Here is a 21,377-nt window from a genome sequence, read left to right as displayed (position 1 = left end):
AACGCGCCCGACAAAGGACTGTATGCCCGCCACGTCGTACCTTCGCCGCGTTTGCTCCTGCCTTGTGCTGGGGCTGCTTGTCGGCTGCCGGCCCGAACCGGCGATGCCCCTCGATCAGCAACTGTATGTCTGGCAACGCCAGTGGCGGCCAGCCCATGAGCAGGCCCTGGCCGAAAGCCGGACGGATTTCTCGACCCTGCGGGTGCTGGCGTTGCAGGCGCAGCCAAGGGCGGGGTGGAGCAGAGCGATGGTCGACCTGCCGCGACTTCGGGCCGATGGCCGGTCCTTGATCGCGGTGGTGCGCCTGGATGGTCAACTGCCGGCGCTGGACCAGGAGACGGCCCAGCGGCAGATCACGCAGTTGCTGGCGGACTGGCAGGCTGCCGGCGTTACGCCGAATGGACTGGAGATCGACCATGACAGCGCCAGCGCCCGCCTGCCGGGCTATCGCGAATTTCTGCTGAAACTACGCGAACAACTGCCGCCCGGCCTGAAACTGAGCATCACCGCCTTGCCCGCCTGGCTCGACAGCCCGCAACTGCCCGGGTTGTTGCAGGTCGTGGACAGCAGCGTGCTGCAGGTTCACGCCGTGAGCAATCCACGGCTGGGCCTGTTCGACCCGGTGCAGGCGCGCAAGTGGGCCGAGCGCTGGAGCCGCGTCACGGAAAAACCGTTCTACCTCGCCTTGCCGGCTTATGGCGTGGCGCTGCTGCCGGACAGCGACGGGGCGCCGCTGGTGGAAAGCGAAGCACCCTTGAACCGCGGCGGCGAACGCCGTGAACTGCTGGCTGATCCGCAGCAGTTGGCGGACCTGAGCCGGCAACTGCGGAACAAGCCGCCGGCGCATCTGGCCGGGCTGATCTGGTTTCGCCTGCCCTTGCCGGGCGACCGCCGGGCCTGGAGCCTGACCACCCTGGGCGCGGTGGCGCGTGGCGAGGCACTGGCAGGTCAATGGCAGGTCGAACTGTCATCACATGACGGGCTCTATGACATCAATCTGCTCAACGTCGGCAATCTCGACCAGGCGTTACCCAAGCGGGTGGAATTGGCGGTTGAGCAGTGCGACGGCGCTGACGGACTCAATGGCTATACCTGGCAAGCATTACCGCAACATCTCGTCTTCAGCCTCCAGTCCAGCGCCCGTGTCGCGGCTGGTGGCCGGCGTGCCCTTGGTTGGGCGCGCTGCATTCGAATCGATCAAGGAGCTTGGCATGTCTACCCGTAACTGGCCCCGGCACCTGTTGTGCCTGTCCCTCAGCCTGCCGCTCGGCTCGGCACTGGCCTGCGGCCCGGACTTTCCGTTGCGGCTGCTGGACAACCGCGCGCAGTCGCTGGCCGAGCTGCCGGAGACTGACTTCGCCTTTGAAGTGAGCCGTCTCGGCCAGGCCATTCCCGGCCTCAAGCCCGCCACCGAGGCGACCCTGAGGATGTACTGGTACAGCGATGACAATACCAACGCCTACAGCGAGCAGCGCGACAAGGTCGAGGCCAGCGAGCTGCCGGAGAGCCTGCGGGCCAAGGTGGCACAGTTGCGTGCCCTGCAGGACCCGCAGCAGGTGGAACAGCAGGGCGCCGACCTGCCGGAGGAAATGCGCCTGTACATCGCCGGTGCGGTGGCGTTCCAGGACGGCAACCAGGCCCGGGCGGCCGAGTACTTCCGCAAGGTCCTGGCCTTGCCTGCCGAGCAACGCAAGCTGCGCAGCACCTGGGCGGCCTATTCCCTGGGCCGGGCGCTGGTGGCTCTGAGCGCCGAGGCCAACGACGATCCGCTGCAAACCCCGTCAGCCCTGCAGGCCCAGGCCCGACTGGCGTTCCAGCAGGTACGGGAACTCAGCGCCGGCGATTTCAGCGACCCCCTCGAACTGGGCATTGCCAGCCTGGGCGAAGAGGCGCGTCTGGCCAAGCTCGGCGGTGACTGGGAAACGGCCGTACAGCTCTATGCCAGCCAGAGCCGGCTGGGCTCCAGCACCGGCTACAGTTCGCTGCAGCAGGTCGCCGGCGAACTGCATCAGTTGCCCGATGAGCAGTTGCGGGAGCAGTTGCAGCATCCCACCGTGCAGAAACTCCTGACCGCTTTCCTGTTGAGCCGGGTCGGTTGGTCTTTCGACGAACAGCCCGCCTATACGCAACGCCTGACCCAGATGGTGCTCGACAGTGCCGCCGGCAGCCTGGAGTACGCCGATCGGCTGGCCGCGTTGAGTTACCAGAAGGGTGACTTCGTCACCGCCAAGGCCTTTCTCGAACATGCCGGTGATGGGGGAATGGCCTGGTGGCTGCGGGCCAAGCTGGCCCTGCGCGACGGCGACAAGGTCCAGGCGGCCGCCGCCTATGCCAAGGCCGCCGCAGCGTTTCCCAAGAATGAAAGCTGGGGCTCGCGGCGCACACCGGACTGGGCGTACGAGAGCGTCCAGCCCGGCTGCCGGGTCGAAGGCGAAAGCGCGATCCTGGCCCTGGATCGTGGCGATTACCTGCAGGCGTTCGACCAGCTCTATCGCAGCCAGGATATTTACTGGCCGGATGCGGCGACCGTGGCCGAGCGAGTGCTGACCCTCGATGAACTGAAGGGCTATGTCGACGCCCATGTGGCGGCACCGCCGCCGGCCACTCAGGAGGACAAGGACAACTACCTGCGCCGTCCGGTGGCGGCGCAGTTGCGCGAACTGCTGGGTCGTCGGCTGCTGCGCGAAGGCCGTTACGATGAGGCTCCAGCGTATTTCGACACCCCTGAACTGCAGGCCACCGCCCAGACTTATGGCCAGGACCGCAAGGACGCCACCTCGCGCTGGACCGCCACCGGCCGCGCCGAGGCGCTGTATGCCGCGGCGAAGCTGGCACGCAAGAAGGGCATGCAACTTCTGGGCTATGAGATGGCGCCGGATTATCGTTGGCTGGACGGCGACTACAGCCTGGAAAGCCCGGAGCTCAAGCCGGCCCCGTTCCTGGAAACGGCGGAAATCAAGCGCCAGCAGAGTACCGAAGCCAAGCCCAACCAGCGTTATCACTACCGTTACGTCGCCGTCGACCTGGCCAGCCAGGCCGCCGACCAGTTGCCCCACAGCAGCCAGGCGTTTGCCGCGGTACTGTGCAAGGCCGCCGGCTGGGTTGCCGGCACCGACCAGGAAATCGCCCTGTACCAGCGTTACGTCGAGCAGGGCCCCTACGTCAGTTGGGCGGGAAATTTCGGCCAGCAGTGCCAGGAGCCGCGCTTCGACCAGGCCAACCGGCGTTACCTGACCCAACCGGTCAATGCCATGCGTTCGGCCATGCGCCCCTACAAGCTGGTGGTGCTGGCGGGTGCTGCGGCGCTGCTGGGTGGTCTTGGCTGGTTATGGATTCGCCGTCGCCAGGCAAAGCAGTGAAGCAATCGGCGCCCGGGCGTGTTATTGATAGGCGGTAACCCCTGAACAACCATCGGCTTCAAGATTTACGAGGTGAAGATATGCCAGTCAAGCACGACTTGTTCGCAGATTTGCATTTGACCCGGGAGCAGGTCACGCAGCGCAGGGCCCAGGACAGCAAGCTCAATCATCTGCTCGATGAGTACGACGAGATCGACAGGCAGGTGCTGGCCGCTGAAGCGGCACTGGCAGAGGATGACGACGTCAGGAAACTCAAGGAAAAACGGCTGCTGGTGAAGGACAGGATCGTTCGCCAGCTCGAATTGCCGCACTGATTTTTACCGCGATCGGTTTCACCCTTGCTGCGGGCATCACTGCCCGCAGCTCCCTGAATGGAGTTTTCATGTCTTTGCTGATGCCGCCCACGGCCGGTGAGCCGATCCGGCCCAAGGTTGTGCTGATCACCATGTTCGCCCCCGAAGCCCAGGCCTGGATCGAACGCCTGGCCTTCAACCGCGAGATCCCGCTGCCGGGATTGAGTGCCGAATACCCGAACATTCTCTGCAACGACCAGGGGGTCTGCCTGCTGGTCACGGGCATGGGCCAGACCAATGCCGCGGCCTCGACGCTGGCGTTGGCCCTGTCGACACAGTTCGACCTGCGCCAGTCCTATTTCCTCGTTGCCGGCATCGCCGGGATCAACCCGCAGCGCGGCACCCTCGGTACGACGGCCTGGGCCCGCTACCTGGTGGACTTCGGCACCCAGTGGGCACTGGACTCGCGGGATGCACCTCAGGATTGGCCGACCGGTTATCTGGGCATCAATACCCGGGGGCCGCATGAAAAGCCGCCGCTGGACTACCGCACCGAGGTTTTCGAACTCAATGCCAGGCTGCAGGCCAGGGCCCATGCCTTGACCCGGCACGTTGTCCTGAGCGAAAGCGCCGAGTCGGCAGCCTGGCGAACAAAGTATCCCCATGCTCCGGCCAACCAGCCGCCGCAAGTGATCTGTGGCGATACCGCCGCGAGCAGCACCTGGTTCTCCGGCACGCGCCTGGGCGAAAGGGCCGAGACCTGGACCCGGCTGTTGACCGACGGGGAGGGGGACTACTGCAACACCCAGCAGGAAGACAACTCCACCTATGAGGCCCTGGCGCGCGCCGCAAGAGCGGGCCTGGTGGATATCGATCGACTGGCGGTGCTGCGTGCGGGCTCGAACTTCGACCGGCCGTATCCGGGCTACAGCGACGCCGACAACCTGCTCAATTACGCAGAACAGGGGGGCTTCGCCCCGGCCCTGGAAAACCTCTACCGGGTGGGGAACACGCTGGTGCGGGAAATCATTGCCAACTGGGCGCAGTGGGAGCAGGGCGTTCCCGCATCCTGAACCGGTTTCTGGCGCAGCGGTGCTGCTCCTTTCGTGGGCAAGCCCGCTCCCACAAGGTCAGCCTCTGAACACGCCACAGCCACACCAGCCGAAAGGATCGACCATGTTCAAACCCCTGGCCCTCGCACTGCTGCTGACCTGCTCCCTGGTTCAGGCCGCCGAGCCCGAACGGCTGGCCGACATGCCGCTGACCTACCTGGCACAGGCCGAGCCCGATACCCGCGACCAGCCTTTGGTGATCTTTCTGCACGGCTACGGCAGCGACGAGGACGACCTGTTCGGCCTCCGCGAGAGCCTGCCGGACAACTACACCATACTGTCGGTTCGTGCCCGACTGGAGCTGAGTTCGGGCGGCTACCAGTGGTTCCACAGGCGCACCGATTCGGCGCAGTACGATGGCAGCAGCGAGGACCTGAGGTTGAGCGCCGAGGCCGTGACCGATTTCATCCAACGGGTCACCGAGAAGTATCACACCCGGCCGGACAGGGTGTTCCTGGTCGGTTTCAGCCAGGGTGCGATGATGACCTACGAGGTGGCGTTGCGGCATCCCGCGTTGCTGCGCGGCATCGCGGCCTTGAGCGGTCGGCTGTTGCCGGTGGTGCGCACCCAGGTCAAGGCGCCGGCGAACTACCGCAACCTGAGCGTGTTCATCGGGCACGGCACGGCTGATCCGCAGGTTCCCTATGCCGGGGCGACCGATGCACTGGCGTATCTCAAGAGCCTGTCCATCGAACCGCAATTCCATTCATACCCTGGTGTGGTACATACCATCAGCGCCGCCGAGGTGACCGACCTGGCGAACTGGATCGCCGCCTCTCTCAAACCCTGACACCGCTCTCGTCGACTTCCATGGCCTGGCTCCTGCAGAGGGTCGGAGTCTGCGCCTGGTCTCCATTTCCGGGGCACTTGCGCACCTCGCGGGGGTCAGATATCGCAACGGCCGGTTTGAACACCGGCCCTTGCTTGATCAAGACACCTCGGGAGAAACAATGAGCCAAGATGTCCTCGCCACCGAAACCAACCGCAGCCAACTGCAACAGATCATCGCCGGCCTGTCCGACGGGGTGATCCTGGTCGAAGTCGACCAGGGCATCCTCTGGGCCAACGAAGCCGCCCTGGCCATGCACGGTGTCAGCGAGGTCGGCGAGTTGGGCGCGAATGCCGAGCAATATCGCGAACGCTTCACCCTGCGCTACCGCAATCACCATCCCCTGAGCGCCGACAGCTACCCGATCGCCCGGGTCGCCAATGGCGAGACTTTCAACGACCTGGTGGTCGAGGTCACCGCTCAGGCCGAGCCGGAGCGCACCCGGGTGCATCATATTCGCAGCATGATTCTCACCGATCGCGCCGGCGAACCGGAGTCCCTGGTGCTGATCATCAGCGACGCCACGGAACTGGCCAGCGCCGAGCAGCGCTTCGAGAAGGCTTTCGGCGCCAACCCGGCACCGGCAGTGATCTGCCGGCTCAGTGACCTGCGCTACATCAAGGTCAACCAGGGCTTCCTCGAAATGACCGGCTACAGCCGCGAGCAGGTGATCGGTCGTTCGGTCTACGAACTCGATGTGCTGGAGGACGCCGAACGCCGCGAGCTGGCGATCCAGCGGCTGGGGGAGGGGGCGACCATCCCGCAGATGCAGGCCGAGCTGAGGCTGGCCGACGGCGACAGCAAGCTGGTGATCGTGGCCGGCCAACCGCTGGACATCAACGAGCAGGACTGCATGTTGTTCACCTTCATGGACCTGGAGCCGCGCCGCCGTGCCGAGACGGCCTTGCGCCACAGCGAGGAGCGTTTCGCCAAGGCTTTTCGCCTGGCGCCAGCGCCGACCCTGCTCTGTGGTGTCGCCAGCCGACAACTGCTGGACGTCAACGAGGCGTTGCTCGGCACCACCGGCTACCAGGCACAGGAGCTGCTGGGTGTGCGGCTCGACGAGATCGGCCTGTTCGAGGACGACAAACTCTGCGAACAGGTGTTCGCCGCCCTGGCCAAGGTCGGTCGCCTGGAGAGCCTGGACCTGCGCATTCGCCGCAAGGATGGTGAACTGATCGACTGCGCGCTGTCCGCCGACAGCGTGCAGATCCAGGACGAGCCCTGCTACCTGATGGTGCTGATGAACATCACCGAGCGCAAGCGCTCCGAGCTGGAACTGGTGGCGGCAATCGAAGCGGCGATGCAGGACACGTCCTGGTTCAGCCAGAAACTGATCGAGAAGCTGGCGACGGTGAAGAACGTCAACGCCCGGAGACTGCCAGGGTTGTCCTTCAGCGACCTGACGCCGCGTGAGCGCGATGTGCTGGAGCTGATCTGCGAAGGCCTGGCCGACAAGGAGATCGCCGCGCGGCTGAAGCTGGCGCCCAATACCGTGCGCAACCACGTGGCGACGGTGTACTCCAAGCTCGACGTGCACAGCCGCAGCGAGGCGATCGTCTGGGCCCGCGAGCGCGGGTTGTTTGGCACCCGTTCCCAGGACTGATAGTGCAAATGCACCAGTGCCATTAGTCCATATTCGGGTTTCCTGAGCAGGTCTGGCGTCCCAGCATGGAGTCAAGGCGGTCGGGCCTGTTGCCCGGCCTGCAGCCAACCTGCTCAAGGATATCGCCGGTGTTTTCTTTAATGGATCTACGAGCGCTGCTCGAACAGGGCTTTGCGCCGCTGGCCTGCGACTGCGTGCTGGGCGACGCCTCGCTGAGCGTGCGGGTCTATGACCGCGAGACCGGACGTGTCGACCTGATGGTGGCGGGCATTGCCCTGGGTGGCTTGCGCCAGCGGGAAGACGGCTTGCGTCTGCTCGAGGAACTACGCGACGAGTTGGCATTCAATGCGCTGCGGCGTGTAGAGACCTAGGGCATGCACCTGGCAGGGTCTCTGTCGGAACAGGGCTTGCCCGCGAACAGGCACTCAAGCCTTGCGCCGGGCCATGGAGGCTCCCACGAACGGTGTCAGCCTGATGTGTCCGTTTGCAGCAACGCCGGCCAGGCTTTCCTGAACCCCACCTGACTCGACCCCGAGCGAGGATTTGCAGGGCCGTCCCCGCGCGACATACTGACCGCCAGGCATATTGAACGGCGTGGGGATTCTAATGGCTTTGGCGCAACAGCGGCTGCGGCAGGACGCACGTCCGCAAACCATCTCAGGCATGCGTCAACGGCTGATGCTCGGTGGCGTGGTGATCCTCACCGGCATTGGCGCCGGCCTGGGTGGCATGTTGCTGGCGATGTTGTTGCACGCCATCCAGCACCTTGCCTATGGCTACGGTCAGGACAGCCTGACCAGCCACGAAAGCTTCCTGGTCGGCGTCAGCAATGCCTCGCCAGAGCGCCGGGTGCTGGTACTCGCCCTCTGTGGCCTGGTCGCCGGCCTGGGCTGGTGGCTGCTCTATCGTTTCGGCCGGCCATTGGTGAGCGTCAAGAAGGCCGTGGCGCCAGGTGCCGCCGAGATGCCGGCCAAGACCACTCTGGCCCACGCCTTGCTGCAGATCGTCACCGTCGCCCTGGGTTCCCCACTGGGCCGCGAAGTCGCGCCCCGCGAGGTCGGTGCCCTGGTGGGCACCTGGCTGTCGCGCCGGGCCGGCCTGCCGGTCGAGACCCAACGTTTGATGATCGCCTGCGGCGCCGGTGCCGGCCTGGCGGCTGTGTACAACGTGCCGCTGGGCGGGGCGATCTTCGTGCTGGAAGTGCTGGTCGGCAGCTTCAGCTGGCCGGCGGCGATCATGGCCCTGGCGACTTCGGCGATCGGCGCCGGTATTGCCTGGATCGGCCTCGGTGCCGAGGTGCAGTACGTGGTACCGGCCTTCCCGCTGAGCCCGGGCCTGCTGGCCTGGGCACTGCTCGCCGGCCCGCTGTTCGGCCTGGCCGCCCACGGTTTCGTGCGCCTCACCGGCCAGGCCCGGACCCATGCGGCGCGGGGCTGGCAACTGCCGCTGTTGTCGTTGGTCAACTTCACCCTGATCGGCTGTATCGCTGTCTACCTGCCGCAGATCCTCGGCAACGGCAAGGGCCCGGCGCAACTGGGCTTCGACAGCGAGCTGACGATCGGCCTGGCGGCATTGCTGCTGGGGGGCAAACTGCTGATCACCAGCAGCAGCTTGCGCGCCGGTGCCGAAGGCGGCCTGCTGACTCCGGGGCTGGCCATCGGTGCGTTGCTGGCGATCATCCTCGGAGGGCTGTGGAGCCTGGCCTGGCCGGGTATTGCGCTGGGGGCGTTCGCCCTCGTTGGCGCCGCGGCATTCCTCGCGTCCTCCATGAGCATGCCGCTCACCGCCATAGTCCTGGTGGCCGAATTCACCCGCATCGACCATGACTTCCTGGTACCGATCATCCTCGCGGTGGTCGGTTCGGTGTGCATGAGCCGGCTCTGCGCCAGCCTGGCCGAGGCGAAACGCTAAAGACCTTGGGCTCCAGGTGATCAGGCGGCACTGTCCGGCGGGAGCGGGGCTGCTCCCACCAGATATTTCCCACCCAGTGGCGCGGCAGGACATTTCCCCAGCCTCGAGCAAGGCCGATCTGGCGCGCCAGGTGCCCAACAACGAGTGAACTATCGGTTCCAGTAATAGTGAACATCGAGAATCGCAAGTTCCGTTTTGCCGGGGTACACCGGAAAATCGCCCCATTCCAACGAACAGTGTCTTTTACCAGGATTTGCCCATGCGCCGCCTACTGCTCCCCGTTCTGGCCTTCGCCGCCTTGTTGCTCCAGGGTTGTGCCTCCGCTCCCAATGACCCGACGCTGACCCTGCAGACCAGCAAGACGCCGGAGCAGTACACCGAGTGCGTGGTGCCGAAACTGCAGAAAAACGCCCTGGCGCCGATGGTTTCCCAGAGCCAGCGGCACTACAAGATCGTCGTGGCCAGCAAGTTCGCCGCGGACAATGTGCTGGAGGCCTACAAGGCGCCCAGCGGCGGCAAGGTATTTCTCTATGAACGGCAGTTGCTGGCATCGACCTTCAAGGCCTCGCCGTTCGAACGGGCCGCGCAGGATTGCCTGTAGTCAGCGACCCGTTCCCTCCCTTGGCTGACCTGCCGGCAACAGCACATCCAGTTCACTTCGACCCGGTATCGATGTCAGTTCGATGCGTCCGCCAAACTGTTCGACCCGTTCACGGATATTGCGCAGGCCGATACCGGCCTGGCTTCGGGTGACTTCGGCGACATCGAAGCCGACGCCGTCGTCGACCATCCGCAGGCGGATCGAGGTTTCGCTGCTGTACAGGTCGATTGACACGTGCCGGGCCCGGGCATGTCGCTCGATATTGGCCAGACCTTCCTGGACGATGCGAAACAGCGATACCGCGACCTCATCGGCCAGGCGGCTGTCGAAATCAGCGACGCGGCAATTCACCTGCAAGCCGGTGCGTTGCTCGAACTCAGCCGCGAGATGACCGATGGCCGCGGGCAGGCCCAAGCTGTCGAGCAGCGACGAGCGCAGGTCGTGAGACAGGTTGCGCACCTCGCCGATCGCTTCACTCATGCGCTCGGTGGCCTCCCTCAGGATGCCCAGTCCCTTGGCGTACTGCTGTTTCTCGAAGACATGCCCGGCCAGCTCGAACTTGAACTTGATCGAGACCAGCAACTGGCTGATCCCGTCATGCAGCTCGCGGGAGATCCTTGAGCGTTCCTCCTCCTGCAGGCTGACGATACGTCGGGTCAGTTGCTGCAACTTGCGATCGGCCAGGCGCTGCTCACTGAGGTTGAGCGTCATGCCACCGGCAAACACCAGCAGCACCGCAACCAGCGCCACCAGAGCGATTGCCAGCATGGTTTCGTAAATGCCATGGGCCACCTCGTCGCGGGCCTGACGGATGGCCCGGTCGACGTCTTCGAGGTAGAGACCGGTACCGAACACCCAGCCCCAGCGATCGAGCATCACCACATAGGACAACTTGTCGGTGACCTGGCCGGTAGACGGTTTGTTCCAGGCATAACGCTGGAAGCCCGTGCCGGACTGCGCGGTTTTCAGCAGGGCCTGGATCACCGCCAGGCCGTGGGGATCCTTCATCTCCCAGAGATCCTGGCCGACCAGTTCCATCTGCCGCGCATGCATCAGGCTACGACCGTCGCGGTCATAGACGAAGAAGTAGCCGTCGACGCCGAAACTGAGCTTTTGCAGTATCTCCAGCGCCTGCTCCCGCGCCTGCTCATTACCCTTGCCATCATCGTAAAGCGGTGCGATCAGGCTCTGGGCCTGGGCGACGTAGTTCTTCAGCTCTGCGCGTTTGCTCTCCAGGATACTGCGTTCGATCAGTTGCGCCTGCCGGTCGCCCAGTTGGCGGTTGAGGGAAAATACCAGGCCGCAGATCACCGCGATCGCCAGCGTCAGGGGCAGAATCCCCAAGGCGACGATTTTGTGTTTGAGCTGCATCTGTGCTCCTGTCCGGCTAGTGGGGACTGTCAGGCAATGGGTAGAGACGACGAGCACAGTCCTACGTCACAAACTCCATTGGGCCAGTTCCATCAGGCGGAAACAAGGTATGCAACAACAAGAAATGGTATTGCCGGTGCATCACCTTGCGCCCGTGGCAGCCAGCGGCCTGGCGATCCGCCATTGCCGTGAGTGAACAGTTGAGCAGGGCAGAGCCCATCACTCTGAAAAATACCTCAGCCGCGAGCGCTCCAGCGCCCCATTCTGGCGCAGCGTCTCCACGGCATTGCGCAACCCCTTCACCAACTCTGCGGAACACTGTTTGGAACAGGCCAGATAAACATCCGCCGAACTCATCACCGGGCTCATGTAAAGCTTGCGCTCGGACAGCTTCGGCCAGATGTACCGGCTTTCCGGAACGCCATTGAACCAGGCATCGATCCGCCCCATGAGCAGCATTTGTGCGGGATTATCGCCGATGGTCAGAGGATAGATCTGATCGTTGTCAAAACCCTGGGCGCGCAGGATCTCCTCCTGCGCGCTACCGAGTCCGACACCGATCACCCGATAGGTCTGCCTGGCCTGCTCGAAGCTGGTCACCGGCTTGTCCAGACTGAAAAAGGCCCGGTCCATGCTCATGACCGGTGCGATCCAGGTGAAGCGATCCTCACGTTCCGGCGTGCGCGTCAGTGGTGCAATCAACAGATCCTGCCTGTCACTGACATGCCGCTGCGCCCGAGCCCAGGGCAATGCCTCTATATGGGTGGTGCGGCCCGTCCTGGCGATGGCCTGCACGACAATATCGCCGACGATGCCATGCCCGTTGGAATCGTCGACAAAGGTCAGTGGCGGTGCGTCGAGGATGTACAGATCGATGGGAGAGGGCGCGGCCAGTGCGGCCTGTGCAGTCAGCAGCGACAGGGAAAGACACAGCCGGGGCAGCCAGGGACGGGCCGTCGATGGGCGAGGGGCAGGTGCCATGGAAGGTCTCTCTAGCTCGGCGGATGTCATGGGGCAGTAGCCTGGCTGATAGCAAACGGCTTCAGAGTAGCATCAGAGCCCTCGGATGGTGCATCGTTCCCAAATTTTGTGCACGTGCCCTAGAACTCCATTGAGCGTTCTTGTCGAACGCCACCGGTTGCGCGGCGGCGCTTGCTTTTTGTGAGTGAGAGCCGGCGTTGCCGGTTTTTAACGCCGCACAACCAAGTTTCAAGCGATTTCTTACATAGCCTGGATCGGCTTTGTAAAGTCTTTGAGTACACGAATGATTTCTGTGGCTTGAGTGATCTCCTCGATGATTTCATGGGGACTCAGAGACGATCGGCTTAGTTGACTCTGGTAGAGCGAGATAAAGATATTGAGATTTATTTTCTGGATATCAATCGATGACTTTACAGCTGAGACCACCAAGATTTTCTCAATTTTTTCACGAATATCCCGGGCATTTACAGAAGTTGCCCAGATCCTAAGGTCCAACTTGATGATGGAGGGACCGTCAGTCAGGACGAAATATCTGTCCTGTCCTGCGGCGAGTTCTTCGTTGTGGTTGAGAAAGGCCCTGATGATGTCCGTTATCTGGGTGCCAATGACGTTGCGCACCCTGGCAGAACCGCCTGCGGCGATTTTTTCCAGGGGCCCCATGACTACACTGAGGACTTGGCGATCAGTCACGGCAGAATTGTAGGCATGCACCGCGGAATAGGTATCGATGATGTGCGAAATGGGCACTGTCTGATGGTCGCCGTCCGGGGAGGCATTCAAGCGGTTCGTGAGCTCCAGCTCGGCGACTTTGGCACGTGCCTTGCCAAGATCGAAGAGCGTTTTTACATGCTCGCGCACATTTTCAAGTTCCTCGTCGTTGAACAGCTTCAAAGCTTCCTTGAGTTGCCCCATGTGTACGTCCTCGCCGGTTCAGGTTTCGAGTGTTTTAACACAGCCGGGATCAGCCGAGAAGTGGTGGTCAAATGACTGGAAATTGGATATCTCAACTATTAGTTGAGATATTCTTTTTAATCATATTATAAGGGCAGGGTGCCAGGCTCATTTCTTCATTACCATGCGATTCGGACGCTGTTGCTACTAGCAACACCTCCACGCTCGGTTCACTTAAAAGGCGCTATGCGATGGATTACGAACCACTGCCCAGTACCTGGGTTATCGAGGAAGCTCGGGCGTTTCTGCGAGCAGCGCAAATCCTTGAGGTTACGGCGCAAAGTGACCGTGACCCGCGTCTTTACTGGCCCGCCATCATGAATTCGGCGCTGGCTTGTGAGCTTTTTCTCAAGTCGCTCCTGGTTGAGGCTGACCCTCGTTACCCCAGATCTGAATATGATCCTGAAGGGCATCTGCGACTGCGCCTGAGGCCACCTGGTAGTGGGCACGGCCTGTTTGATCTGTACAACGCGATTCCTGCTGAGCTGGCCAGCCAGCTTCGTGCCATTTCGCAGAGCTTGGCACCTGTCTTCGAGTTGGAAAAATGGATAAGTACTGCCTCGAATCTGTTCGTCGGCACGCGGTATCCGTACGAAGCCGGTTCAGTTCAAGCCGTAGACCTGGACGTGTTGAAGCTCGCGCCGCATCTGGATCAGGTGCTGGACCAAATGGCACAACGCCGATCTAAGAGCCAACAGCGACCGTAATTTTCGAGCCCGCGAAAATCGCATTGCGACATGCCCCGGTAGTCTCATACGAAGCTACGCATAATGTATATTATGTTAAATTAAGTATTGGGGTATTCGCGCTCCTAAACGCCCGGACGCCTCCTTGTTTTCATCCGAGACGCTTTGGCAGACGGCGCTCCGGGCCGGATGACCCAGAGATCTCCAGAATTCACATTACCCAGTTGCAATCCACTCAGGCGTGGTGCAGATACCAACGCCAGTCCTGCTCGCCGACCTCGGCCATGAACTGACGGTACTCGGCTTGCTTGATCGCCAGGAATACCTTGAGGAACGCCTCCCCCAGCGCCTCGCGAGCCCAGGCCGAAGCTTCCAGGGCGCGTAGTGCGGTGAGCCAGTCAGTGGGTAGAAATTCAGTGGCCTGTTCGTAGCCGTTGCCGACGATGGCGGCGCCTGGGTCGATCTGCTCGCGGATGCCGTGATGGATGCCGGCGAGTATGGCGGCGGCCGCCAGGTATGGGTTGGCATCGGCGCCGCAGATGCGGTGCTCGATGTGTCGGCTCACGGCCGGTCCGCCTGGCACGCGGAACGAGACCGTGCGGTTGTTCACACCCCAGCTCTTGGCCAGCGGCGCGTAGCTGTTGGCCTGGAAGCGGCGAAATGAGTTGGCGTTGGGGCAGAAAATCGCCAGGGAATCGAGCAGCGTGGCCATCATGCCGCCGATGGAATGACGCAGCAGCGGCGTGCCCAACGGGTCTTCACTGGCGTACAGGTTGTTGCCCTTCTCGTCCGCCAGGCTGATATGCATATGCAGGCCGCTGCCGGCCCGGTCACCGAACGGTTTGGCCATGAAGCAGGCCTGCAGGCCATGCTTGTTGGCCACGCCCTTGACCAGGCGCTTGTAGCGAATGCCTTCGTCGATGGCCTGCAGCGCGTCGAAACGGTGCTCGAGAGTGAGTTCCAGCTGGCCCGGCGCGTACTCCGATATGGCCGTGCGCACCGGCAGCCCCTGAATTTCGCAGGCCATATAGAGGTCGTCGAGGAACGGCTGAACCTGCTCCAGCTCGTAGATACCGTATACCTGTGGCGCTTCAGGGCGCACGCCGTTCATCTGCACCGCCGGCTGCGGGCGGCCGTTGACGTCACGATGCTTGTCCAGCAGGTAGAACTCCAGTTCCACAGCCATCACCGGGTGGAAGCCGTCGGCCTTGAGGCGGTCGATCACCCGGACCAACGCATGGCGCGGGTCGGCCGGTGCAGCCGGTTGGCCCTGGGTCGGGTGCATGCTCACCTGCACTTGGCCGGTGGGGGTGTTGCGCCAGGGTTGCAGGGTCAGGCTGCCGGGCAGCGGGTACGTCCAGCAGTCGGCATCGGCCACTTCCCAGACCAGGCCGGTGGCTTCGACGTCCTCCCCCTGCAGGGTCAGGGACAGGATCGAGCTGGGCAGCGGGCGACCGTTCTGGTAGATCGCCAGCAGCTCTTCACGGTGCAGCAGCTTGCCGCGCGGAATGCCGTTGGCATCGATCAGCATCAGTTCGATGCTGCGCACCTCGGGGTGGGCAGCGAGAAAATCCCGGGCTTCCTGAATGTCGGCGAATTGCATGATCGGTACTCGTAAAGGATGGCGGTAAGACCGGCGCGATCTTCAGAATCACGCCGGCGCTCGACAACAGGACTCAGGCCCGGGCACCGGGGATGGCCAGCAGCTCGGTCAGCCCTTCATCGAGGGTGCTGATCAGCTGGTCGACGTCGGCAGCGGTGGTTTGCGGGGTGCACAGGGTCATGTTGTGGAACGGCGTAATGAGAATGCCGCGGTTGATCAGGTACAGGTGCAGGGCCATCTGCAGGTTGTCGTGGAAGGCCGCTTCGGCCTCGGCACCGGTTTTCGGCGCAGTGCTGCAGAACTGGAATTCGCAGCGCGCCCCCAGTTCGGTCACCGACCAGTTCAGGTGGTGCCGGCCGATCAGTCCGCGCAGGCCTTCGGCCAGGCGTGCCGACAGCGACAGCATGTGGTCGTAGGCCGCCTGCGTCATCACCTGCTCCAGGTTCACACGCATGCAACGCATGGCCAGGGCGTTGGCCGACAGCGTGGTGCCCATGCCGCTATGGCCGTGGCCATGACTGGTTTCGCTGGCGTGTTGCTGGGCCAGGCGCATGGCCTGGGCCATTTCGTGGCTGCAACCGTACACCGAGCACGGCACGCCACCGGCAATCGGCTTGCCCAGGGTCATGAAGTCCGGCTTGAGGTTCCAGGCGCGAGTGCAGCCACCAGGGCCCGTGGAGATGGTGTGGGTTTCGTCGATGATCAGCAGGGTGCCGTATCGACTGCTCAGCTCACGAACCTTCTCCATGAAGCCCGGCTCGGGCAGCACCATGCCGATGTTGGTCATCGCCGGCTCGCAGAGAATCGCCGCCACATCGCCTTGGGCGAGAGCCGCTTCCAGGGCCGCGACATCGTTGAACGGAACGGCGCGGCTGGTCTTGGCCAGGTTGCGCGCCTGACCGATCAGCCCGCCGCGATGCACCGTGCGGCCGTCCTTGAAGCGCACCATCACGTCGTCGACAGTACCGTGGTAGCAGCCGTCGAACACCAGCAAAACCTTGCGCTGGGTGATCGCGCGGGCCCAGCGAATCACGAAGCGGTTGGCGTCGGTGGCGGTGGTCGCCATCTGCCAGAACGGCAGGCCGAAACGCTCGGCAAGCAGCTCGCCGGCGACCACGGCGTCTTCTCCCGGCAGCATGGTGGTCAGGCCGTTGGCCCCCTGCTCCGCGATGGCCTTGGCAATGGGGTCGGGCGAGTGGCCGAACATGCTGCCGGTATCGCCCAGGCAGAAGTCGATGTACTCGTTGCCGTCGACATCATGAAAGCGCGCGTCCTTGGCCTGGCTGACAAACAGTGAGCTGGGCATCGACCAGTCATTCATCCAGTGCATCGGCACGCCGCCGAACAGCGAGTTGCGGGCACGCCTGGCCAGCTCGACGGATTTCGGATTGCGCTGCAGAAAACGCTCGCGCTCACGCGCGGTGAAAGTTTCGACGGCTTTATCGTTGATGCCACTCTGGTACATGGGGAGGCTCCTTGTTATCAATCAGGTCGGGGCAAGATTCAATTGCCGGCCGACACACCACAGTCGATGGCCAGGTCCGCGCCCGTGATCGACCGGGCGCTGCTCTGGCAGAGAAAGAACACCAGGTCGGCCACTTCGCCGGGCTGGATGAAACGGGCGGCGTCACCTTGCGGGTACTTGGCCAGCAGATCCTGGTAGTAGGCGTCCATGTCGCCATTGCCGTAGCGCTGGGCCTGGAACTTGAGCATCGGGGTTTCCACATCGCCCGGCGAAACGCTGTTGCAGCGCACGCCATCGGGGGCCAGGTCCAGTGCCAGGGCCTTGGTCATGATGGTCACCGCGCCCTTGCTCGCGCAGTACGCGGCGGCATTGCGGTTGCCCTGGCGGCCGGCGTCGCTGGAGATGTTGACGATGGCACCCTGGGTCTCGCGCAGTGCCGGGATGCTGGCCGCGCACATGAAGAAGGTGGCCTTGAGGTTGACGTTCAGCACGATGTCGAAGTCCTCTTCGCTGAACGACTCCACCGGGCCTTCACGCCATACGCCGGCGCAGTTGACCAAGGCATCCAGGCGCCCGGTGGTGGCGAGGAGCGCGGCGACCACCTCGCGACAGGCGCCAGGCTGGCGAATGTCGGCGGCATGCGCCCCGACCAGCTTGCCTGCCGCCTGCTGGCTGGCCAGGCCGCCGGCCTCCAGGTCGGTGCCGAACACGCGCCAGCCGCTGGCGGCGAAACGCTCGCTCACGGCCTGGCCGATTCCGCCGAGAACACCGGTAATCAGAACGACGGGCTGCATCAGGTTCACTCCTCGGCTAGGCAAGCCGCTAGGTAGGTGGATAAAGGTGGCGCCCTCAAGGCGCCTTGTTCTCGATCAGGGCGTTGCCACCGTCGATGACCAGCGTCTCGCCGGTGATGTAGCTGGCTTCGGGCGACGCCAGGAAGGCCACCGCCGCCGCGACTTCGTCGGGATGACCGGCGCGGCCCACCGGCACGTAGGCGGCGGCGCGCGCTTCTTCCGGCTGGGTGGCTCCGGTGGCGATCCAGCCCGGGGCCACCGAATTGACTGTGATGCCCTGCCCGGCCACTTCCAGCGCCAGCGACAGGTTGAGACCGACCATGCCCGCCTTGGCGGCGCTGTAGCCGGCCTCACCGGGGTTGCCGACACGGGTACCGGTCACAGAACTGACGTGCACCACGCGGCCATAACCGTGCCGCTGCATGCCCGGCAGCACCGCGCGGGTGAGCAGAAAGGCGCTGGTCAGGTTGCGCGAAATCGACAGGTTCCAGACATCGAGGCTCATCTTCGAAACTTCGACGAAAGGCTCGGGGCTGCCCTGCATGGCCATGCCGGCGTTATTGACCAGGATGTCGATCCGGCCCCAGCACGCCTCGGCCCAGCGTGCGAAGTCCTGCACCCGGGGTTCGTCGGTCAGGTCGACCGCGCGGCCTTCGGCGTCGAAACCGGCGGCGCGCAGCTCGCCCACCCGCTCGGCGATGCGCGCGCTGCTGGCGGTAACGATCAGCTTCACGCCCGCGGCGCCAAGGCGGCGCGCGATGGCCATGCCGATACCGCTCTCGCTGCCGGCACCGCTGACTAACGCCACCTGACCTGCCATTGCCCTGAACATACCCACCTCAAGAAACTCGTTTCGATGGGCTGGATGCTAAGCGCATAAATCTGATAGAAAAAGACAACTACTATCAGGAAATCTGACAATCATGGTCTTCACCAGCGAATCGCTCCGGGTCTTTCTCGCCGTCATTGACGAAGGCTCGTTTTCCGCCGCCGCCCGCGTTCTGGGGCGCGTGCCTTCGGCGGTGAACATGGCGGTTTCGCAGTTGGAGGCGGAGCTGGATCTGGAGCTGTTCGATCGCTCGACCCGCAAGGCGCTGCCCACCGCCGCCGCTCGGGCACTGGAACCGCAGGCGCGACAGGTGGTCAGCCAGTTGAACCTGCTCGACGCCCACGCCCTGCAGTTGCACAAGGGCCTGGAGCGCCGCCTCGTGCTGGCCATGGCGCCTGAGCTGCAGACCGGCGTCTGGAGCCGCCCACTGACCATGCTGGCCCGGGAGTTCCCGACCCTGGAGATCGAGATCCGCTCGGCGGCGCAGACCGATGCGGTGCGCATGATCCATGATGGCAGCGTGCACGTGGCGTTGATGTTCGAGCGCCCCGGCATCGACGAGCGCGAGGCCTTCGCCGAGGCCGGCAGCCAGTTGCTTACCGCCGTGGCGGCACCCGGCTACCCCTTCACCAGCAAAGGCAAACCGCTGGACGAAGCGCGTATGGCCGACACCCGGCAGATCGTGGTGGCCAGCGGCGACCCCAAGGCTTCCGACCCGCAGATCGTGTTGTCGCACCGGGTATGGCTTACCGACAGCTACATGGCCACCCTGGACCTGGTGCAGGCCGGCATGGGCTGGGCCTACCTGCCCGATCCGCTGGTGCAGCCGATGATCGACTCGGGTGTGCTGGCGGCCGTGAAGTTCGACAACATGGCCAGCCAGATCCGCCTCTGGGTCGATGTGATATGGTACAAGAGCCGCCCGCTGGGCCTCGGCGCGCGCCGCTACCTGCAGTTGCTGCGCGAGCAGGTCGAGGCCGGCCCGGCGCGTTCCTGAGGGGGGCGCCGGCTCGGCGCCTGGGTGAATTCGGGCCCTCGCCGGTGGCCATTCCTGTCACAGGCTCAGCAGCTCCGTCACCGGCAATCGGTTAGTGGTTTTCAGCTCCCGCAAAGACAGGTTCGATCTGATACTGGAAACGCCGGGCAGCTTCCTCAACACCTTCTCCACGAATCGGCTGTAGCTGTCCAGATCACGAGCGACCACTTGCAGTAAAAAGTCAGCCTCCCCTGTGGTGTTATGACAGCTCAGCACCTGTGGTGCCGACTCGATTATTCTCTCGAGTTTTGCCGTCGCTTCCTCACTATGGTCAGTGCACGAAATCTGCACGAAGGCCATGACTCCCAAGCCCAGCTTTTTTCTGTTCAGCACGGCCTGGTAGCCTTCGACTACCCCGCACTCTTCAAGGCGCTTCAGCTTCCTCCAGCAGGAGGCTTCGCTGAGGGACAGTTGCTCGGCCAGCTTTACGTTCGAGAGCCTGCCGTCACGTTGCAGTCTGTCCGCAATTGCAATTTCTACTCTGTCCAGCCTGTCGCTCATGAATTTACCTTTCAGGATCAAGTCAATTAATGAAAGGTAATTTCATATTTTGGTGGCTGTCAAATTCAATCCGAAAGGTAATTCCAGAGCATTTCTCCATAATGACCGGGCTCCGGATGCTTGATGACAGGTCTGGAGTCAATCATTGGCTCAGGTTGGCAGTCTGCAGCCAGCTACGCCTTGACCGCGTAGTTGGCCGATCTGCACCGCCGGAGACAAAACTGATGTCAGCCAAGCCGAGGTAATGCTCATGAAAGCTGTAGTCTACGAAGCCTTTTCCCAGCCGCCGCGCCTGATGACTGTCGAGGACCCGGCCCCGGCCCCGCACGGCGTGGTGATCCAGGTCAAGGGTACGGGGGTGTGCCGCAGCGACTGGCATGGCTGGAAAGGTCATGATCCAGACATCCAGCTGCCCCATGTTCCAGGGCACGAACTCGCCGGGGTCGTGGCAGAGGTGGGCAGCCATGTCACCAAATGGAAGGTGGGCGATCGCGTAACCGTGCCATTCGTGGGGGGATGCGGCGCATGCCCGGAGTGCAACAGCGGCAATCAGCAGGTCTGCCACTCCCAGTTCCAGCCAGGCTTCACCCACTGGGGGTCGTTCGCCGAGTACGTCGGGATTCATCAGGCAGATCTGAACCTGGTCGCCCTGCCTGAAACCATGGACTATGCGACAGCCGCGAGCCTGGGCTGCCGCTTCGTCACGTCGTTCCGGGCGGTCGTCGATCAGGGCAAGGTCAGCGCAGGCCAGTGGGTCGCTGTGCATGGCTGCGGAGGCGTGGGACTTTCTGCGGTCATGATCGCCCAGGCCATCGGTGCGAACGTGATTGCCATCGACATCGCCGATGACAAGCTGGAACTGGCACGCGCACTGGGGGCCGTGGCAACGGTGAACGCCAGCCAGGTCGCGGACGTCACCGAGGCGGTCATGGAGATCAGCCGAGGCGGCGCGCATGTCTCGCTGGACGCTTTGGGACACCCGACGACCTGCTTCAACTCCATCAACAATCTGCGCCGTCGCGGCAGGCATATCCAGGTCGGCCTGATGCTTGCCGACCACGCCAAGCCTGCCATTCCGATGGACAGGGTCATCGCGCATGAACTGGAGATCCATGGCAGTCACGGCATGCAAGCGCATCGCTACGACGCCATGATCGCGATGATCCACTGCGGCAAATTGGCCCCCGAGAAGCTTGTCGGCAAAACCATCAGTCTGGAGCAATCCATTGACGCCCTGGTGAACATGGATCGCTTCGAGACGGCTGGTGTGACCGTCGTGACGGCGTTCTAGCAACGCCTGCCTGCGCCCTCGCCCATCCTGAGTCGAGTCCCTCGCGCCCCGTGAGCGCCTGTCCGCGTTGCAAACAGGCGCGCACCGGTGTGCGGCCTGGTCATCCTTGCCTGTGGCATGCCTTGCCGTTTAGTATGGTTGCAATTGCAATCAAATGC

The 21,377-nt window shown here is 63.3% G+C and carries 20 protein-coding genes; 12 read left to right on the top strand and 8 right to left on the bottom strand.

The features are described 5' to 3' along the window. The first annotated feature begins 22 nt into the window (after positions 1–22). The 9 genes from K675_RS0101980 to K675_RS0101940 all read left to right on the top strand — a co-directional run bounded on the left by K675_RS0101980 (position 23) and on the right by K675_RS0101940 (position 9,711). Positions 23–1,225 (top strand): DUF3142 domain-containing protein, encoded by a 1,203-nt coding sequence (locus tag K675_RS0101980; RefSeq protein WP_051070726.1) that lies wholly within the window; start codon positions 23–25, stop codon positions 1,223–1,225. Next, positions 1,212–3,359 (top strand): hypothetical protein, encoded by a 2,148-nt coding sequence (locus K675_RS0101975; RefSeq protein ID WP_017901831.1) that lies wholly within the window; start codon positions 1,212–1,214, stop codon positions 3,357–3,359. Before K675_RS0101980 ends, K675_RS0101975 begins: the two co-directional genes overlap by 14 nt. Positions 3,360–3,439: 80 nt before the next feature. Then, on the top strand, positions 3,440–3,673 hold the full coding sequence (locus tag K675_RS0101970) for a DUF465 domain-containing protein (protein WP_017901830.1): 234 nt from the start codon (positions 3,440–3,442) through the stop codon (positions 3,671–3,673). A 68-nt stretch (positions 3,674–3,741) separates the two neighbouring features. Further along, positions 3,742–4,725, top strand: coding sequence for a purine-nucleoside phosphorylase (locus tag K675_RS0101965; protein ID WP_017901829.1), 984 nt, complete (start codon positions 3,742–3,744; stop codon positions 4,723–4,725). A gap of 103 nt (positions 4,726–4,828) precedes the next feature. Next, positions 4,829–5,554, top strand: coding sequence for an alpha/beta hydrolase (locus tag K675_RS0101960; protein ID WP_017901828.1), 726 nt, complete (start codon positions 4,829–4,831; stop codon positions 5,552–5,554). Between the two features lie 160 nt (positions 5,555–5,714). Then, the gene (locus tag K675_RS0101955) at positions 5,715–7,199 is read left to right on the top strand and encodes a helix-turn-helix transcriptional regulator (protein ID WP_017901827.1); all 1,485 of its coding nucleotides are present in this window, start codon (positions 5,715–5,717) and stop codon (positions 7,197–7,199) included. Between the two features lie 140 nt (positions 7,200–7,339). After that, positions 7,340–7,570 (top strand): DUF1652 domain-containing protein, encoded by a 231-nt coding sequence (locus K675_RS0101950; RefSeq protein ID WP_017901826.1) that lies wholly within the window; start codon positions 7,340–7,342, stop codon positions 7,568–7,570. 292 nt (positions 7,571–7,862) lie between these two features. Beyond that, on the top strand, positions 7,863–9,110 hold the full coding sequence (locus K675_RS0101945) for a chloride channel protein (RefSeq protein WP_037006214.1): 1,248 nt from the start codon (positions 7,863–7,865) through the stop codon (positions 9,108–9,110). Positions 9,111–9,369: 259 nt separating this feature from the next. Next, positions 9,370–9,711 (top strand): hypothetical protein, encoded by a 342-nt coding sequence (locus K675_RS0101940; protein ID WP_017901824.1) that lies wholly within the window; start codon positions 9,370–9,372, stop codon positions 9,709–9,711. On the opposite strand, the gene K675_RS0101935 is transcribed toward K675_RS0101940, so the two are convergent. The 3 genes from K675_RS0101935 to K675_RS0101920 form a co-directional block, all read right to left on the bottom strand. Further along, a complete protein-coding gene (locus tag K675_RS0101935) occupies positions 9,712–11,082 on the bottom strand; it encodes a cache domain-containing protein (protein WP_017901823.1) in 1,371 nt (456 codons plus the stop codon). 219 nt (positions 11,083–11,301) lie between these two features. Continuing rightward, the gene (locus K675_RS0101925; RefSeq protein WP_017901821.1) at positions 11,302–12,063 is read right to left on the bottom strand and encodes a substrate-binding periplasmic protein; all 762 of its coding nucleotides are present in this window, start codon (positions 12,061–12,063) and stop codon (positions 11,302–11,304) included. Positions 12,064–12,303: 240 nt separating this feature from the next. Next, positions 12,304–12,975, bottom strand: a complete 672-nt coding sequence (locus K675_RS0101920; protein WP_017901820.1) for a hypothetical protein — start codon at positions 12,973–12,975, stop codon at positions 12,304–12,306. Between the two features lie 230 nt (positions 12,976–13,205). Here K675_RS0101920 and K675_RS0101915 point away from each other — a divergent pair, with 230 nt between their 5' ends. Next, positions 13,206–13,721, top strand: coding sequence for a hypothetical protein (locus tag K675_RS0101915; RefSeq protein ID WP_017901819.1), 516 nt, complete (start codon positions 13,206–13,208; stop codon positions 13,719–13,721). A 214-nt stretch (positions 13,722–13,935) separates the two neighbouring features. On the opposite strand, the gene K675_RS0101910 is transcribed toward K675_RS0101915, so the two are convergent. The 4 genes from K675_RS0101910 to K675_RS0101895 all read right to left on the bottom strand — a co-directional run bounded on the left by K675_RS0101910 (position 13,936) and on the right by K675_RS0101895 (position 18,394). Continuing rightward, on the bottom strand, positions 13,936–15,303 hold the full coding sequence (locus tag K675_RS0101910; RefSeq protein ID WP_017901818.1) for a glutamine synthetase family protein: 1,368 nt from the start codon (positions 15,301–15,303) through the stop codon (positions 13,936–13,938). Between the two features lie 73 nt (positions 15,304–15,376). Next, positions 15,377–16,768, bottom strand: a complete 1,392-nt coding sequence (locus tag K675_RS0101905; RefSeq protein WP_017901817.1) for an aspartate aminotransferase family protein — start codon at positions 16,766–16,768, stop codon at positions 15,377–15,379. A 38-nt stretch (positions 16,769–16,806) separates the two neighbouring features. Continuing rightward, positions 16,807–17,562, bottom strand: coding sequence for an SDR family NAD(P)-dependent oxidoreductase (locus K675_RS0101900; RefSeq protein ID WP_017901816.1), 756 nt, complete (start codon positions 17,560–17,562; stop codon positions 16,807–16,809). A 55-nt stretch (positions 17,563–17,617) separates the two neighbouring features. Next, entirely contained in the window at positions 17,618–18,394 is a 777-nt protein-coding gene (locus K675_RS0101895) for an SDR family NAD(P)-dependent oxidoreductase (RefSeq protein ID WP_017901815.1), read from the bottom strand. Between the two features lie 91 nt (positions 18,395–18,485). Between K675_RS0101895 and K675_RS0101890 the strand changes: the two genes are divergently transcribed. Next, the gene (locus K675_RS0101890) at positions 18,486–19,388 is read left to right on the top strand and encodes a LysR family transcriptional regulator (RefSeq protein ID WP_017901814.1); all 903 of its coding nucleotides are present in this window, start codon (positions 18,486–18,488) and stop codon (positions 19,386–19,388) included. Positions 19,389–19,445: 57 nt separating this feature from the next. Here the strand turns inward: K675_RS0101890 and K675_RS0101885 are convergent, their stop codons facing one another. Further along, positions 19,446–19,928 (bottom strand): Lrp/AsnC family transcriptional regulator, encoded by a 483-nt coding sequence (locus K675_RS0101885; protein ID WP_017901813.1) that lies wholly within the window; start codon positions 19,926–19,928, stop codon positions 19,446–19,448. Between the two features lie 250 nt (positions 19,929–20,178). Here K675_RS0101885 and K675_RS0101880 point away from each other — a divergent pair, with 250 nt between their 5' ends. Then, positions 20,179–21,219 carry a zinc-dependent alcohol dehydrogenase family protein gene (locus tag K675_RS0101880; RefSeq protein WP_026144842.1) on the top strand — a complete coding sequence of 347 codons (1,041 nt, stop codon included), beginning with the start codon at positions 20,179–20,181 and terminating at the stop codon, positions 21,217–21,219. Positions 21,220–21,377: the final 158 nt, after the last annotated feature.

This window comes from Pseudomonas fuscovaginae SE-1, from assembly GCF_000364705.1.
GTDB lineage: Bacteria > Pseudomonadota > Gammaproteobacteria > Pseudomonadales > Pseudomonadaceae > Aquipseudomonas > Aquipseudomonas fuscovaginae_A.
The sequence above is the reverse complement of the archived record's forward strand: the minus strand, read 5'-3'. Positions and strand labels throughout refer to the sequence as shown.

Bases quoted from the DNA above. Each gene is read 5' to 3' on its own strand.
- K675_RS0101980 (WP_051070726.1), top strand. From the start codon at position 23: ATGCCCGCCACGTCGTACCTTCGCCGCGTTTGCTCCTGCCTTGTGCTG.
- K675_RS0101975 (WP_017901831.1), top strand. From the start codon at position 1,212: ATGTCTACCCGTAACTGGCCCCGGCACCTGTTGTGCCTGTCCCTCAGC.
- K675_RS0101970 (WP_017901830.1), top strand. From the start codon at position 3,440: ATGCCAGTCAAGCACGACTTGTTCGCAGATTTGCATTTGACCCGGGAG.
- K675_RS0101965 (WP_017901829.1), top strand. From the start codon at position 3,742: ATGTCTTTGCTGATGCCGCCCACGGCCGGTGAGCCGATCCGGCCCAAG.
- K675_RS0101960 (WP_017901828.1), top strand. From the start codon at position 4,829: ATGTTCAAACCCCTGGCCCTCGCACTGCTGCTGACCTGCTCCCTGGTT.
- K675_RS0101955 (WP_017901827.1), top strand. From the start codon at position 5,715: ATGAGCCAAGATGTCCTCGCCACCGAAACCAACCGCAGCCAACTGCAA.
- K675_RS0101950 (WP_017901826.1), top strand. From the start codon at position 7,340: ATGGATCTACGAGCGCTGCTCGAACAGGGCTTTGCGCCGCTGGCCTGC.
- K675_RS0101945 (WP_037006214.1), top strand. From the start codon at position 7,863: ATGCGTCAACGGCTGATGCTCGGTGGCGTGGTGATCCTCACCGGCATT.
- K675_RS0101940 (WP_017901824.1), top strand. From the start codon at position 9,370: ATGCGCCGCCTACTGCTCCCCGTTCTGGCCTTCGCCGCCTTGTTGCTC.
- K675_RS0101935 (WP_017901823.1), bottom strand. From the start codon at position 11,082: ATGCAGCTCAAACACAAAATCGTCGCCTTGGGGATTCTGCCCCTGACG.
- K675_RS0101925 (WP_017901821.1), bottom strand. From the start codon at position 12,063: ATGGCACCTGCCCCTCGCCCATCGACGGCCCGTCCCTGGCTGCCCCGG.
- K675_RS0101920 (WP_017901820.1), bottom strand. From the start codon at position 12,975: ATGGGGCAACTCAAGGAAGCTTTGAAGCTGTTCAACGACGAGGAACTT.
- K675_RS0101915 (WP_017901819.1), top strand. From the start codon at position 13,206: ATGGATTACGAACCACTGCCCAGTACCTGGGTTATCGAGGAAGCTCGG.
- K675_RS0101910 (WP_017901818.1), bottom strand. From the start codon at position 15,303: ATGCAATTCGCCGACATTCAGGAAGCCCGGGATTTTCTCGCTGCCCAC.
- K675_RS0101905 (WP_017901817.1), bottom strand. From the start codon at position 16,768: ATGTACCAGAGTGGCATCAACGATAAAGCCGTCGAAACTTTCACCGCG.
- K675_RS0101900 (WP_017901816.1), bottom strand. From the start codon at position 17,562: ATGCAGCCCGTCGTTCTGATTACCGGTGTTCTCGGCGGAATCGGCCAG.
- K675_RS0101895 (WP_017901815.1), bottom strand. From the start codon at position 18,394: ATGTTCAGGGCAATGGCAGGTCAGGTGGCGTTAGTCAGCGGTGCCGGC.
- K675_RS0101890 (WP_017901814.1), top strand. From the start codon at position 18,486: ATGGTCTTCACCAGCGAATCGCTCCGGGTCTTTCTCGCCGTCATTGAC.
- K675_RS0101885 (WP_017901813.1), bottom strand. From the start codon at position 19,928: ATGAGCGACAGGCTGGACAGAGTAGAAATTGCAATTGCGGACAGACTG.
- K675_RS0101880 (WP_026144842.1), top strand. From the start codon at position 20,179: ATGAAAGCTGTAGTCTACGAAGCCTTTTCCCAGCCGCCGCGCCTGATG.